This window comes from Mycobacterium sp. E2699, from assembly GCF_001666745.1.
Lineage (GTDB): Bacteria > Actinomycetota > Actinomycetes > Mycobacteriales > Mycobacteriaceae > Mycobacterium.
Genome location: NZ_LZJH01000088.1, coordinates 170,835 through 184,965 on the forward strand (window position 1 = coordinate 170,835; position 14,131 = coordinate 184,965).

Sequence of the window (14,131 nt, forward strand, 5' to 3'; positions counted from 1 at the left end):
AGCCTGATGATGTTCGTTGTCGGCATTGTGCTGTTCGCGCTCGCCATCCTGATCTCGGTGGCGCTGCACGAATGCGGCCACATGTGGGTCGCCCGGGGCACCGGCATGAAGGTGCGCCGCTACTTCGTCGGGTTCGGGCCCACGCTGTGGTCGACCCGGCGCGGTGAGATCGAATACGGCGTCAAGGCCATCCCGCTGGGCGGCTTCTGCGACATCGCGGGCATGACCCCGGTCGAGGACCTGGCGCCCGACGAGGCCGACCGCGCGATGTACAAGCAGGCGACCTGGAAGCGGGTCGCGACGCTGTTCGCCGGCCCGGGCATGAACTTCGTCATCTGCCTGGTGCTGATCTACGGCATCGCGCTCGTCTGGGGGCTGCCCAACCTGCACCCGCCGACCCGGGCCGTGGTGGGCGAAACCGCTTGCGTCGCACCGGAAGTGGCGCCGGGCAAGGTCGGCAACTGCACCGGGCCGGGTCCGGCGGCGCTCGCGGGAATCCGCGCCGGCGACGTCGTCGTCAAGGTCGCCGACACCCCGGTGTCGACGTTCGAGGACATGGCCGCCGCCGTGCGCAAGTCCCACGGCGTCGTCCCCGTCGTCGTCGAGCGCGACGGCGCCACCATCACCACCTACGTCGACGTCACCCCCACGCAGCGCTACGTGACCACGGGGGCGAAGGGCGCCAAGCCCGAGGCCGCCACCGTCGGTGCCATCGGCGTCGGCGCCGTCAAGACCCCGCCGACGCACTACAACGTGCTGTCGGCCATCCCGGCCACCTTCGCCTTCGCCGGTGACCTGACCGTCGAGGTGGGCAAGGCGCTGGTCACGATCCCGACGAAGGTGGGCGCGCTGGTGCACGCCATCGGCGGCGGCCAGCGCGACCCGCAGACGCCGATGAGCGTGGTCGGGGCCAGCATCATCGGCGGCGACACCGTCGACCACGGGCTGTGGGTGGCGTTCTGGTTCTTCCTGGCCCAGCTGAACCTCATCCTGGGCGCGATCAACCTGGTGCCGCTGCTGCCCTTCGACGGCGGGCACATCGCGATCGCGCTGTTCGAGAGGGTGCGCAACCTGATCCGCTCGGCCCGGGGCATGGTCGCGGCCGCGCCGGTGAACTACCTCAAGTTGATGCCCGCCACCTACGTGGTGCTGGTGTTCGTGGTCGGCTACATGCTGCTGACCGTGACCGCCGACCTCGTCAACCCGATCAGGCTGTTCCAATGAGCCGCGTTGGCCTCGGCATGCCGGACGCCCCGCCGCCCACGCTGGCGCCGCGGCGTCCGACCCGCCAACTGATGGTCCGCGACGTCGGGGTCGGCAGCGACCACCCGATCTCGGTGCAGTCGATGTGCACCACCAAGACCCACGACGTCAACACGACGCTGCAGCAGATCGCCGAGTTGACGGCGGCGGGCTGCGACATCGTGCGGGTGGCCTGCCCGCGCCAGGAGGACGCCGACGCGCTGGCCGAGATCGCCCGGCACAGCCAGATCCCGGTGATCGCCGACATCCACTTCCAGCCGAAGTACATCTTCGCCGCCATCGACGCCGGCTGCGCCGCGGTGCGGGTGAACCCGGGCAACATCAAGGAATTCGACGGCCGGGTCGGCGAGGTCGCCAAGGCCGCCGCCGCGGCCGGCATCCCGATCCGCATCGGCGTCAACGCCGGCTCGCTGGACAAGCGGTTCCTGGAGAAGTACGGCAAGGCCACGCCCGAGGCGCTGGTCGAGTCGGCGCTGTGGGAGGCCTCGCTGTTCGAGGAGCACGGCTTCGGCGACATCAAGATCAGCGTCAAGCACAACGACCCCGTCGTCATGGTCGCGGCCTACGAGCAGCTGGCGGCCCAGTGCGACTATCCACTGCACCTCGGGGTCACCGAGGCGGGCCCGGCGTTCCAGGGCACCATCAAGTCCGCGGTCGCATTCGGGGCGCTGCTGTCGAAGGGCATCGGCGACACCATCCGGGTGTCGCTGTCCGCGCCGCCGGTCGAGGAGGTCAAGGTCGGCATCCAGGTCCTCGAGTCGCTGAACCTGCGGCCGCGCGGGCTGGAGATCGTGTCGTGTCCGTCGTGCGGCCGCGCGCAGGTCGACGTCTACACCCTGGCCAACGAGGTCACCGCCGGGCTGGACGGGCTCGACGTGCCGCTGCGGGTGGCCGTGATGGGCTGTGTCGTCAACGGCCCGGGGGAGGCCCGCGAGGCCGACCTGGGTGTCGCGTCGGGAAATGGCAAGGGACAGATCTTTGTTCGGGGCGAGGTGATCAAGACCGTGCCGGAAGCCCAGATCGTCGAGACGCTCATCGAGGAGGCCATGCGGCTGGCCGCCGAGATGGGCGACGATCACGGTGTTGGAACAGAATCGAGCGGTTCGCCGATTGTGACCGTAAGCTGATAGGGGTTTTGTGCCCCTGCACTGATCGTCTTTTCGCACCACAGAGAGTTCCGTAGATGTCGGCTCCGCCAATCATGCGCCTTGTCGGCGAGCGACGGGTGTCGGTGGTGCGTGACGCCGCCGCCGTCTGGCGGGTGCTCGACGCCGATCCGGTCGGCTCGTGCATGGTCGCGGCCCGCGTGGCCGACCACGGCATCGAACCCAACTCGATCGGCGGGGAACTGTGGACCCGTCGCGGCCCGGACGAGTCGCTGTGCTTCGCGGGCGCCAACCTCATCCCGCTGCGCGGCGCGCCGGCCGACCTCAACGCCTTCGCCGACGAGGCGATGAGCGGGACGCGGCGCTGTTCTTCGCTGGTCGGCAGGGCGCAGCTGGTGATGCCGATGTGGGAGCGGCTGGAGCCGGTGTGGGGCCCGGCCCGCGACGTGCGCGACGACCAGCCGCTGATGGCCCTGACCCGCCACCCCAACTGCGACATCGACGTCGGCGTGCGCCAGGTCCGGCCGGACGAGCTGGACGCCTACCTGGTGGCCGCCGTCGACATGTTCATCGGCGAGGTCGGCGTCGACCCGCGGATCGGCGACGGTGGCCGCGGCTACCGCCGTCGGGTGGCCAGCCTGATCGCGGCGAGGCGCGCCTGGGCGCGCTTCGAGCACGGTCAGGTGGTGTTCAAGGCCGAGGTGGGATCGCAGTCGCCGGGGGTCGGCCAGATCCAGGGGGTCTGGGTGCACCCGGAGTGGCGCGGCCAGGGGATCGGGACCGCCGGCACCGCCACCGTGGCCGCGGTGATCGTCGGCAGCGGCCGGATCGCCAGCCTGTACGTGAACAACTTCAACACCGTCGCGCGCGCCGCGTACGCCCGCGTGGGCTTCACCGAGGTCGGCACCTTCGCGACGGTCCTGCTGGACTGATCGGCGGCCCGCCCCCGCGAGTGTGCGGCTGGCCGCACACTCGGCGTCGACGGTGCGGCTGGCCGCACACTCGGCGTCGACCCGACGCGCATAACGCTTCGGTCTCGGTGTGTCGGCGCCTGTCGGCGGCCCACGGTTCATAACATCTGTACCGATGGTCACAAAAACCCCATTGGTATCAGCGACCGCCAGCCTGCTGCTCGTCGCGGTGATCGCCCTGTCCGGGTGCACCCCGCGGCCCGACGGCCCCGGCCCGGCCGCCGACAAGTTCTTCCGCGCCTTGGGAATCGGCGACACCGCGACCGCCGCCCAGCTCAGCGACAACCCGAACGAGGCCCGGGAGGCGCTCAACGCCGCCTGGGCCGGGCTGCAGGCCACCCACCTGGACGCGCAGGTGCTCAGCGCCAAGTACGCCGAGGACACCGGCACGGTCGACTACCGGTTCACCTGGCACTTGCCCAAGAACCGGGCCTGGAGCTATGACGGCCAGCTGCGGATGGCCCGCAACGAGGGGCGCTGGGAGGTCCGGTGGGTCACCACCGATCTGCACCCGAAGCTGGGTGAGCACCAGACGTTCGCGCTGCGCGCCGACAAGCCGCGGCGCGCCTCGGTGAACGAGCTCGGCGGCAGCGACGTGCTCGCGCCGGGCTACCTGTACCACTACACGCTCGACGCCACCCAGGCCGGGCCCGCCCTGATCGGGACCGCGCACGCCGTCGTCGACGTCCTGCACCCCATCAACAACGCGCTGGCCGACCCGCAGCTGCTGGCCGAACAAGCCAGCTCGGCGACCCAGCCGATCGACCTCGGCGTCACGCTGAAGCCGGACGACAACGACAAGGTCTTCCCCGCGATCGGGAAGCTGCCCGGCGTGGTGGTCACGCCGATCGCTGACATGCTGCCCACCGACCCGCACTTCGCCCCGGCCGTCATCGCCCAGGTGAAGAAGGCCGTGATGGACCAGCTCGACGGCCAGGCCGGCTGGCGGGTGGTCACCGTCAACCAGAACGGCGTCGACGTCGAGGTGCTGCACGAGGTCGAGGGGTCGCCGGCGCCGTCGGTGTCGATCACCCTGGACCGCGCGGTGCAGAACGCCGCGCAGCACGCTGTGGACACCCGCGGCGGCAAGGCGATGATCGTCGTGATCAAGCCGTCGACCGGGGAGATCCTGGCGATCGCGCAGAACAACGGCGCCGACGCCGACGGCCTGCCGGCCACCAACGGCCTGTTCCCGCCGGGGTCGACGTTCAAGATGGTCACCGCCGGCGCCGCCGTCGACCGCGACATGGCCACGCCCAACACGATGCTGGGCTGCCCGGGCCACATCGACATCGGGCACCGCACCATCCCGAACTACGGCGGCTTCGACCTGGGCGTGGTGCCGATGTCACGCGCGTTCGCCAGTTCGTGCAACACCACGTTCGCCGAGCTGAGCAGCAGGATGCCGCCCCGCGGGCTGACCCAGGCGGCCAACCGCTACGGCATCGGGCTGGACTACACCGTCGACGGCATCACCACGGTGACGGGGTCGGTGCCGCCGACGGTGGACCTGGCCGAGCGCACCGAGGACGGCTTCGGCCAGGGCAAGGTGCTGGCGAGCCCCTTCGGGATGGCCCTGGTCGCGGCCACCGTCGACGCCGGCAAGACCCCGGTGCCGCAGCTGATCGCGGGGCGGCCGACGACGGTCGAGGGCGACGACACCCCGATCTCGCCGAAGATGGTCGACGCGCTGCGGCCGATGATGCGGCTGGTGGTGACCAACGGCACCGCCAAGGAGATCGCCGGCTGCTGCGGCGAGATCTACGGGAAGACCGGTGAGGCCGAGTTCCCCGGCGGATCGCATTCATGGTTCGCCGGCTACCGCGGCGACCTGGCGTTCGCGGCGCTGATCGTCGGGGGCGGCAGCTCGGAGTACGCGGTGCGGATGACCAAGGTGATGTTCGAGTCGCTGCCGCGGGACTATCTGGCCTAGAGCCCCCGGCCCGTCGCGGCGGTAAATTGCGAGGGTGGGCGAAACACCCGGCGGGGACATGGTCGCGTTGCGGGTCTCCGACGCCGACCGGAACGGCACGATGCGGCGGCTGCACAACGCCGTCGCGCTCGGGCTGATCGACATCGACGAGTTCGAGCAGCGCTCGTCGCAGGTGTCCTACGCGCGCACCCGCGGCGAGCTCGACCGGCTGGTCGGCGACCTGCCCGGGCCCGGCGCCATCGTCACGTCCGCGGCCGACCGGGTCGAACTGCGCGGCTGGGCGGGCTCGCTGAAGCGTCACGGCGAATGGACCGTGCCCACCCGGCTGGCCCTGGTGCGCCGGCTGGGTTCGGTCGATCTCGACCTGACCCGGGCCCGTTTCGCGGGCCCGGTGGTGGTCATCGAACTGGACATCAGGTTCGGTTCGGTGGAGGTCCGGCTGCCCGACGGCGCCAGCGCCTCGATCGACGACGTCGAGGTGTACGTCGGCAGCGCCAGCGACCGCCGCAAGGACGCGCCGGGCGAGGGCAGGCCGCACGTCGTGCTGACGGGCCGGGTGGTGTGCGGGTCGGTGACCGTCCGGGGGCCGCGGCGCTCTCTTCTGCGCCGCGGCGCGAGGCGTGATTAAGCTGGCCCCATGCCTGCTCGCACCGCCCTTTCCCCGGGAGTGATCTCGCCGACTCTGCCCGTGCCGGGCCGCATCCCGCGCCCGGAATACGTCGGCAAGCCGACCGCCCAGGAGGGCAGCGAGCCGTGGGTGCAGACGCCGGAGGTCATCGAGAAGATGCGCGTGGCCGGCCGGATCGCGGCCGGCGCCCTGGCCGAGGCGGGCAAGGCGGTCGCTCCCGGCGTGACGACCGACGAGCTGGACCGGATCGCCCACGAGTACATGATCGACAACGGGGCCTACCCGTCGACGCTGGGCTACAAGGGCTTCCCGAAGTCGTGCTGCACGTCCCTCAACGAGGTGATCTGCCACGGCATCCCGGACTCGACGGTGATCGAGGACGGCGACATCGTCAACATCGACGTCACCGCCTACATCGACGGCGTGCACGGCGACACCAACGCGACGTTCCTGGCCGGCGACGTCTCCGAGGAGCACCGGCTGCTGGTGGAGCGGACGCGCGAGGCCACGATGCGCGCGATCAACGCCGTCAAACCGGGCCGCGCGCTCTCGGTCGTCGGCCGCGTCATCGAGTCGTACGCTAACCGGTTCGGGTACAACGTGGTTCGCGACTTCACCGGCCACGGAATCGGCACCACGTTTCACAACGGGCTGGTCGTCCTGCACTACGAGCAGCCCTCCGTGGCGACGATGATCCAGCCCGGCATGACGTTCACCATCGAGCCGATGATCAACCTCGGCGCACTGGACTACGAGATCTGGGGCGACGGCTGGACCGTGGTCACCAAGGACCGCAAGTGGACCGCCCAGTTCGAGCACACCCTGCTGGTCACCGACACCGGCGCCGAGATCCTGACTTGTCTCTAGCGCGAGCAGACACAAAAGCCCCTGTTTCGACCCGAAATTGGGGGCTTTTGCGTCTGTTCGCCACATGGCGGTGAGCGGGGCGCTGCTGGTGGCCGGCACCAGCTCCGACGCCGGGAAATCGGTGGTGGTGGCGGGGTTGTGCCGGTTGCTGGCGCGGCGCGGCGTCAAGGTGGCGCCGTTCAAGGCGCAGAACATGTCCAACAACTCCGTGGTCACCGTCGAGGGCGGCGAAATCGGGCGCGCCCAGGCGCTGCAGGCGCGGGCGGCGGGGCTTGCCCCCAGCGTGCGATTCAACCCGATCCTGCTCAAGCCGGGCGGTGACCGGACGTCGCAGCTGGTGATCCGGGGTCAGGTGGCCGAGTCGGTGACCGCGGCCGGCTATGTGCGGCACCGCGACCGGCTCGCGGGCATCGTCGCGGACGAGTTGTCTTGCCTGCGTGACGAATTCGACGCGGTGATCTGCGAGGGTGCCGGGTCGCCCGCCGAGATCAACCTGCGGGACACGGATTTGGCGAACATGGGGCTGGCCCGCGCCGCGAACCTGCCGGTGATCCTGGTGGGCGACATCGACCGCGGCGGACTGCTGGCCCACCTGTTCGGGACGGTCGCGGTGCTCGAGCCCGACGACCAGGCGCTGATCGCCGGCTTCGTCGTCAACAAGTTCCGCGGGGATCCGGCGCTGCTGGAACCCGGGCTGCGCCGGCTGCACGCCCTGACCGGCCGCCCGACCTACGGCGTGCTGCCCTACGCCGACGAGCTGTGGCTGGACGCCGAGGACTCGCTGTCGGTGGTCGCGCACCGCGTCGTGGGAACGCCGGCGCCGCCGCGCGGCGACGAGTGGCTGCGGGTGGCCGCGGTCCGGCTGCCCCGGATTTCCAACTCCACGGACGTCGAGGCGCTGGCGTGCGAGCCCGGGCTGCTGGTGCGCTGGGCCGCCGACCCCGCCGACCTGGCCGACGCCGACCTGATCGTGCTGCCGGGCAGCAAGGCCACCGTCGCCGACCTGTCCTGGCTGCGCGAGCGCGGCCTGGCCGGTGCGATCGCCGGCCACGCCCGGGCCGGGAAGCCGGTGCTGGGCATCTGCGGCGGGTTCCAGATGCTGTGCGAGCGCATCGAGGACACGGTGGAATCCGGTGCCGGCGAGGTCGCCGGCCTGGGCCTGCTGGACGCCGACATCGCCTTCGAGCCGACCAAGGTGCTGCGCCGCTGGGAGCGGCCCCTGGCCGGCTACGAGATCCACCACGGGCGGCTGGCCCGGTGCGCCGAGGAGGCGTGGTTCGCCGTCGGGTCGCAACCGCACGGCATCGCAAGGGGCGCCGTCTACGGGACCCACTGGCACGGCCTGCTCGACAACGACGACTTCCGCCGCGCGTGGCTCACCCGGGTCGCCGCCGCGGCGGGGCGCAGCGGGTTCGTGCTCGCCGACACCGACGTCGCGGCGCGGCGCGATGGCCAACTGGACGCGATCGCCGACCTGCTGGCCGCCCATCTCGACGTCGACGCCGTCCTGGGCCTTTTGGACGGGCCGCCGCCGCGGCGGCCGTGTCTCGCGAGCCGGCTGCAGCCGTGAAACCTCGCGCGAGCTGGCCCATTGGCTGTAGCGTGCGTGAGTGCACTCGATGATGAACACGCTCGACGGGTTTCCCGTCCCGGTGTCCGTCGCCGGCCCGGAAAAGGGCGTCGTCGTCGTCATCCTCGGCGACCAGGAGCGTGCCCCCGTCGCGTATGACGCGGTGTGCGAGCGCCTGCACACCGCCTCGTTGCGGACCGTCGTCATCGGACTGGACCAACGGCTGACGGCCAAATCGGTTGTCGGCATCCTCGATGCGCTGGGCATCCGCTGGGCCGTGGTCTTCGGCGACCGCGCCGGCGGTGAGCTGGCCTGGGAACTGGCGGCCACGCGGCTGGGCCGGTTCGTGGGTCTGATCGTCATCGACCGCGGGCATCCGCGGGTGCCCGACCCCGGCGGGGTGGTCCGCGACGAGCACTGCCCGCCGGTGGAAATCGGCACCACGGTGCTGGTCAGCTCCGCGGCCGCCAAGGCTGCGGCCGACGCCAGCCAGCGGTACGTCTACGCCGAATACCGCGTCGTGGACCTGGGCCGGCGCACCGTGCAGGAGTCGACGGCGCAGCTGGCCGCCGAGATCGTCTTGCGCACCAGCACCTGGTAGCCGCGGTGAATTCTGCGGGCGGTTCGGATTCGGCGATGTTGTCGCTGGCCGCGCTGGAACAGCTGGTGCAACGCGGCGTGGTGGACACCGTCATCGTGGCGTTCGCCGACATGCAGGGCAGGCTGGTCGGCAAGCGCATGGCCGCCGGGCTCTTCGTCGACGAGGTCGCCGCGCACGGCGCCGAGTGCTGCAGCTATCTGCTGGCCGTCGACGTCGACATGAACACCGTGTCCGGGTATGCGATGTCGAGCTGGCAGACCGGCTACGGCGACATGGTGATGACCCCGGACCTGTCCACCCTGCGGCTCACCCCGTGGCTGCACGGCACCGCGCTGGTGATCGCCGACCTCGGCTGGGCCGGCGGCGGTGAGGTCGCCGTCGCGCCCCGGGCGGTCCTGCGCCGCCAGCTCGACCGGCTGGGCGCCCGCGGGCTGACCGCCGACGTCGCCACCGAGCTCGAGTTCATGGTGTTCGACGAGTCGTACCGGCAGGCCTGGGCCGGCGGCTACCGCGGGCTGACGCCCGCCAGCGACTACAACATCGACTACGCGATGCTGGCGTCGGCGCGCATGGAGCCGCTGCTGCGCGACATCCGGCACGGCATGGCGGGGGCGGGCCTGCGGTTCGAGGCCGTCAAGGGCGAGTGCAACAGGGGCCAGCAGGAGATCGGCTTCCGCTACGACGAGGCGCTGGTCACCTGCGACAACCACGTGATCTACAAGAACGGCGCCAAGGAGATCGCCGACCAGCACGGCAAGAGCCTGACGTTCATGGCTAAATACGATGAGGCCGAAGGCAACAGCTGCCACATCCATCTGTCGCTGCGCGATGAGGACGGCGTCGCGGTGTTCGACGACGGCGACCGCCCGCACGGCATGTCCGCGACGTTCGGCAGTTTCCTCGCGGGCCTGCTGGCCACCGCGCGCGAACTGACGCTGTTCTACGCGCCGAACATCAACTCCTACAAGCGATTTGCCGACGGCAGCTTCGCGCCCACGGCGGTGGCCTGGGGGCTGGACAACCGCACCTGCGCGCTGCGGGTGGTGGGGCACGGCCGCAACATCCGCGTCGAATGCCGGGTGCCCGGCGGCGACGTCAACCCCTACCTCGCGGTGGCGGCGCTCATCGCCGGGGGGCTGCACGGTATCGATCAGGGCCTGCAACCACCGGCGCCGTACGTCGGGAACGCCTACGAGGCAACGGGACTCGAGCGGCTGCCCACCACGTTGGCCGACGCGGCCGCGGTGTTCGGGGCGTCGGCGCTCGCGCGGGAGGCGTTCGGCGACGACGTCGTCGCGCATTACCTGAACAACGCGCGCGTGGAGTTGGCGGCCTTCAATGCTGCGGTCACGGACTGGGAGAGGATGCGTGGGTTTGAGCGGCTCTGAGTCGGAAGGTGGCGACCCGCGTCGCCCGGCTACGCCGCGCTTGCGATCGCCACGTAGCCGGCCCGTCGTCGGCCTGACGGCTTATCTCGAGCAGATCCGTACCGGGGTGTGGGACATCGCCGCCGGATATCTACCCGCCGATTACTTCGAGGGCGTCGTCATGGCCGGCGGCATCGCGACACTGGTGCCGCCGCAGCCGATGGACGCCGAGGCGGCCGGTGCGCTGCTGGACAGCCTGGACGCGCTGGTGATCACGGGGGGCTACGACCTCGACCCCGCCCATTACGGCCAGGATCCGCACCCGGCCACCGACGCGCCCCGCACCGATCGCGACGACCTGGAATTCGCGCTGCTGCGCGGCGCCCTGGACCGCGGCCTGCCGGTGCTGGGCATCTGCCGCGGCGCCCAGGTGCTCAACGTGGCGTTCGGCGGCACGCTGCACCAGCACCTGCCCGACGTGCTGGGTCACGGCGGGCACCGGGCGGGCAACGGGGTGTTCACCCGGCTGCCGGTGCGCACGGTCGCGGGCACCCGGCTCGCCGCGCTGCTCGGCGAATCCGCCGACGCGCCCTGCTATCACCATCAGGCCATCGACAAGGTGGGTGACGGCCTGGTGGTCAGCGCGATCGACGCCGACGGCGTGGTCGAGGCCGTCGAGCTGCCCGGCGAGCCGTTTGTGCTCGCGGTGCAGTGGCATCCGGAGAAGTCGCTCGACGACCCGCGGCTGTTCAAGGCGTTGGTGCAGGCCGCGCGATCGTACGCGGAAAGCCGATGACCGCAACGCAATTGGTCAACCCCGCGACCGAGGAGGTGCTGACGTCGGTCGACCTGTGTGACGCGGCCGCGGTCGACGACGCCGTGGCGCGCGCCGCGGCGGCCCAGCGGCGCTGGGCGCGGCTGGCCCCGGCGCAACGCGCCGAGGGCCTCCGGGCGTTCGCCGCCGCGGTCGACGCGCACGCCGTCGAGCTGGCCGCGCTGGAGGTGGCCAACGCCGGGCACCCGATCGCGTCGGCCGAATGGGAGGCCGGCCACGTCCGCGACGTGCTGACGTTCTACGCGGGCAGCCCGGAACGCCTGTCCGGCAGGCAGATTCCGGTCGCCGGCGGGCTCGACGTGACGTTCAACGAACCGCTGGGCGTGGTCGGCGTGATCACGCCGTGGAACTTCCCGATGATGATCGCCTCCTGGGGCATCGCGCCCGCGCTGGCCGCCGGCAACGCCGTGTTGGTCAAACCCGCCGAATGGACGCCGCTGACCACGCTCCGGCTCGGCGAGCTGGCGGCGCAGGCCGGGCTCGATCCGGACCTGCTGCAGGTGCTGCCCGGCACGGGCGCGGTGGTGGGGGAGCGGCTCGTCACCCACCCGGGCGTGCGCAAGGTCGTGTTCACCGGCTCCACCGAGGTGGGCAAGCGGGTGATGGCCGGCGCGGCGGCCCACGTCAAGCGGGTGACCCTGGAACTGGGCGGCAAGAGCGCCAACATCGTGTTCGCCGACTGCGACCTGGAGCGCGCGGCCGCGACCGCCCCCGCCGGGGTGTTCGACAACGCCGGGCAGGACTGCTGCGCCCGTAGCCGGATCCTGGTGCAGCGCAACGTGTATGACCGGTTCATGGAACTGCTCGAGCCCGCGGTGCGGGCCGTCGCCGTCGGGAACCCCGCCTCAAGGGACACCGAGATGGGCCCGCTGGTATCGGCGGCGCACCGCGACAGGGTGGCCTCCTACGTGCCCGACGACGCCCCCGTCGCCTTTCGCGGCACCGCGCCGTCGGGCCCCGGGTTCTGGTTCCCGCCAACGGTACTCACGCCGCGGCGCACCGACCGCAGCGTCACTGAGGAGATCTTCGGCCCGGTCGTGACCGTGCTGCCGTTCGACGACGAGCACGACGCCATCGCGGTGGCCAACGACACCGCCTACGGCCTGTCGGGGTCGATCTGGACCGACGACCTGTCCCGCGCCCTGCGGGTGTCGCGGGCGATCGAGTCCGGCAACCTGTCGGTGAACTCGCACTCGTCGGTCCGCTACAACACGCCCTTCGGGGGTTTCAAGCAGTCGGGGTTGGGCCGCGAGCTCGGCCCGGACGCGCCGCTGCAATTCACCGAGACCAAGAACGTCTTCATCGCGATCGAGGAGCCTTAAGTGATCGACCTGACCCAACGGCTGGCGGGCCGCGTCGCGGTGGTCACCGGCGGTGGCGGCGGCATCGGCCTGGCCGCGGCGCGGCGGATGCACGCCGAAGGCGCGACCATCGTGGTCGGCGACGTCGACCGCGACGCGGGCGCCGCGGCCGCCGAGGAGCTGTCCGGGTTGTACGTGCCGACCGATGTTTCCGACGAGGGCGCGGTCAACGCGCTGTTCGACGCGGCGGCGCAGGCCTACGGCCGGGTCGACATCGCGTTCAACAACGCCGGCATCTCTCCGCCCGACGACGATGTCATCGAGACCACGGAACTTGCTGCGTGGCAACGGGTTCAGGACGTCAATTTGAAATCGGTGTACCTTTGCTGCCGGGCCGCGCTGCGCCACATGGTGCCCGCGCAGAAGGGCTCGATCATCAACACGGCGTCGTTCGTCGCGGTGCTGGGATCGGCGACGTCGCAGATCTCCTACACCGCCTCCAAGGGCGGTGTGCTGGCGATGTCGCGGGAACTGGGCGTGCAGTACGCGAGGCAGGGCATCCGCGTCAACGCGCTGTGCCCGGGGCCGGTCAACACCCCGCTGCTGCAGGAGCTGTTCGCCACGGACCCCGAGCGCGCCGCCCGCCGCCTGGTGCACGTGCCGTTGGGCCGCTTCGCCGAGCCCGACGAAATCGCCGCCGCGGTGGCCTTTCTGGCCAGCGACGACGCGTCGTTCATCACCGCCTCGACGTTCCTGGTCGACGGCGGCATCAGCTCGGCCTACGTCACCCCGCTCTGACTAGGCGACGGTGCCGCGGTACACGGCGACGGGCGCCGAGGCCGTCGCCCAGGCCGGCGGCGCCGACAGCGTCCCGACCGGCGTCCCGCGACCGAGCCGCGGGCCGGACGCCGGGCGGCCCGGCTTGGTGAGCAGGGCGCACAACGCCGCGCGCTTGTTGCGGGCATTCAGGTGCTTGATCGCGGAGTCCGACGGCGCCGACAGCGAACTCAGCCTGGACAGTGCGGCTGTGGCCGGCGCGAGCTGGGCGTCCAACGACGTCAGCGGCGACGCCGAAAGCGCCTGCAACGCTTCGGGAATCGTCGACATCACCCGGGCGCCGGCCGATACCACGTCCGGGGCCGATTTCAGGGCCCAGGTGCCCGCGCCGTGGTCACCCGGCGGCGAAGCGAACGGCGTCAGCGATGTCGCCTCCGCCGAGGCGGCGGCGTAGGCGTACATTGCGGCGGCGTCGCGGGCCCACATCCGCTCGTACTCCGCGTCGGCATCCGCGATCGCCGCGCTGGCCTGCCCCAGGCAGTTTTCGCCGACCAGTGACCGCCGCCGCGCACGGTTGGCGGTGATCTCCAGCGGCGGCACCATCGCCTCGCATGCCGAGCGATGGGCGTCGGCCGCCGCCGCGAGCCGCGTCGCCGCCTGGTGGGCTTGGGCGGCGGCGATGTCCAGCCAGTCGGTGTACGGCGTCGTGTCGTGTCGTGCCATTTTTGCCGCGACGGCGCGGTAGTCGGCGGCCGCGGTGCTCAGCCGAACGGCCAGCCCGTCCCAGGCCGCGGCGGCCAGGGTCATCGGTCCCGCGCCGGGACCGGAATACATCAGCCCGGAGTTGATTTCCGGTGCCAGCGTCGCGAAATCCATTACCACCTCGGTTTTGACATGGACTCTCCCCTGAGA

Annotated in this window: 13 protein-coding genes; 12 read left to right on the forward strand and 1 reads right to left on the reverse strand. The window is 71.2% G+C overall.

From position 1 onward, the window contains the following. Positions 1–6: 6 nt before the first annotated feature. The 12 genes from A5696_RS15510 to A5696_RS15565 all read left to right on the forward strand — a co-directional run bounded on the left by A5696_RS15510 (position 7) and on the right by A5696_RS15565 (position 13,240). Entirely contained in the window at positions 7–1,224 is a 1,218-nt protein-coding gene (locus A5696_RS15510; RefSeq protein WP_067880433.1) for an RIP metalloprotease, read from the forward strand. Then, a complete protein-coding gene (gene ispG / locus A5696_RS15515; protein ID WP_156738413.1) occupies positions 1,221–2,390 on the forward strand; it encodes a flavodoxin-dependent (E)-4-hydroxy-3-methylbut-2-enyl-diphosphate synthase in 1,170 nt (389 codons plus the stop codon). The genes A5696_RS15510 and ispG overlap by 4 nt, the downstream gene beginning before the upstream one ends. A gap of 56 nt (positions 2,391–2,446) precedes the next feature. Beyond that, on the forward strand, positions 2,447–3,301 hold the full coding sequence (locus A5696_RS15520; RefSeq protein ID WP_067880439.1) for a GNAT family N-acetyltransferase: 855 nt from the start codon (positions 2,447–2,449) through the stop codon (positions 3,299–3,301). Positions 3,302–3,455: 154 nt separating this feature from the next. Continuing rightward, a complete protein-coding gene (locus A5696_RS15525) occupies positions 3,456–5,273 on the forward strand; it encodes a penicillin-binding transpeptidase domain-containing protein (RefSeq protein ID WP_067880441.1) in 1,818 nt (605 codons plus the stop codon). Between the two features lie 34 nt (positions 5,274–5,307). Further along, the gene (locus A5696_RS15530) at positions 5,308–5,901 is read left to right on the forward strand and encodes a DUF1707 domain-containing protein (RefSeq protein WP_067880444.1); all 594 of its coding nucleotides are present in this window, start codon (positions 5,308–5,310) and stop codon (positions 5,899–5,901) included. A gap of 9 nt (positions 5,902–5,910) precedes the next feature. Next, positions 5,911–6,768 carry a type I methionyl aminopeptidase gene (map, locus tag A5696_RS15535; RefSeq protein WP_067880447.1) on the forward strand — a complete coding sequence of 286 codons (858 nt, stop codon included), beginning with the start codon at positions 5,911–5,913 and terminating at the stop codon, positions 6,766–6,768. Positions 6,769–6,838: 70 nt separating this feature from the next. Then, positions 6,839–8,338 (forward strand): cobyric acid synthase, encoded by a 1,500-nt coding sequence (locus A5696_RS15540; RefSeq protein ID WP_067880606.1) that lies wholly within the window; start codon positions 6,839–6,841, stop codon positions 8,336–8,338. 49 nt (positions 8,339–8,387) lie between these two features. Continuing rightward, positions 8,388–8,939 (forward strand): alpha/beta hydrolase, encoded by a 552-nt coding sequence (locus tag A5696_RS15545; RefSeq protein ID WP_067880450.1) that lies wholly within the window; start codon positions 8,388–8,390, stop codon positions 8,937–8,939. A 35-nt stretch (positions 8,940–8,974) separates the two neighbouring features. Then, positions 8,975–10,327 (forward strand): glutamine synthetase family protein, encoded by a 1,353-nt coding sequence (locus tag A5696_RS15550; RefSeq protein WP_067880611.1) that lies wholly within the window; start codon positions 8,975–8,977, stop codon positions 10,325–10,327. Then, positions 10,278–11,102: a gamma-glutamyl-gamma-aminobutyrate hydrolase family protein gene (locus tag A5696_RS15555; RefSeq protein WP_156738414.1), complete on the forward strand. Its 825-nt coding sequence runs from the start codon at positions 10,278–10,280 to the stop codon at positions 11,100–11,102. Before A5696_RS15550 ends, A5696_RS15555 begins: the two co-directional genes overlap by 50 nt. Next, entirely contained in the window at positions 11,099–12,463 is a 1,365-nt protein-coding gene (locus A5696_RS15560; protein ID WP_067880456.1) for an aldehyde dehydrogenase, read from the forward strand. Before A5696_RS15555 ends, A5696_RS15560 begins: the two co-directional genes overlap by 4 nt. Continuing rightward, positions 12,464–13,240 carry a 3-oxoacyl-ACP reductase gene (locus A5696_RS15565; RefSeq protein ID WP_156738415.1) on the forward strand — a complete coding sequence of 259 codons (777 nt, stop codon included), beginning with the start codon at positions 12,464–12,466 and terminating at the stop codon, positions 13,238–13,240. Here the strand turns inward: A5696_RS15565 and A5696_RS15570 are convergent, their stop codons facing one another. Then, on the reverse strand, positions 13,241–14,095 hold the full coding sequence (locus A5696_RS15570) for a PPE domain-containing protein (protein WP_067880459.1): 855 nt from the start codon (positions 14,093–14,095) through the stop codon (positions 13,241–13,243). Positions 14,096–14,131 lie beyond the last annotated feature (36 nt).

What these genes read in the sequence shown, in the direction of transcription:
- A5696_RS15510 (WP_067880433.1), top strand. Translation starts at nt 7, where the DNA reads ATGATGTTCGTTGTCGGCATTGTGCTGTTCGCGCTCGCCATCCTGATC.
- ispG (WP_156738413.1), top strand. Translation starts at nt 1,221, where the DNA reads ATGAGCCGCGTTGGCCTCGGCATGCCGGACGCCCCGCCGCCCACGCTG.
- A5696_RS15520 (WP_067880439.1), top strand. Translation starts at nt 2,447, where the DNA reads ATGTCGGCTCCGCCAATCATGCGCCTTGTCGGCGAGCGACGGGTGTCG.
- A5696_RS15525 (WP_067880441.1), top strand. Translation starts at nt 3,456, where the DNA reads ATGGTCACAAAAACCCCATTGGTATCAGCGACCGCCAGCCTGCTGCTC.
- map (WP_067880447.1), top strand. Translation starts at nt 5,911, where the DNA reads ATGCCTGCTCGCACCGCCCTTTCCCCGGGAGTGATCTCGCCGACTCTG.
- A5696_RS15545 (WP_067880450.1), top strand. Translation starts at nt 8,388, where the DNA reads ATGATGAACACGCTCGACGGGTTTCCCGTCCCGGTGTCCGTCGCCGGC.
- A5696_RS15550 (WP_067880611.1), top strand. Translation starts at nt 8,975, where the DNA reads ATGTTGTCGCTGGCCGCGCTGGAACAGCTGGTGCAACGCGGCGTGGTG.
- A5696_RS15555 (WP_156738414.1), top strand. Translation starts at nt 10,278, where the DNA reads ATGCTGCGGTCACGGACTGGGAGAGGATGCGTGGGTTTGAGCGGCTCT.
- A5696_RS15560 (WP_067880456.1), top strand. Translation starts at nt 11,099, where the DNA reads ATGACCGCAACGCAATTGGTCAACCCCGCGACCGAGGAGGTGCTGACG.
- A5696_RS15570 (WP_067880459.1), bottom strand. Translation starts at nt 14,095, where the DNA reads ATGGATTTCGCGACGCTGGCACCGGAAATCAACTCCGGGCTGATGTAT.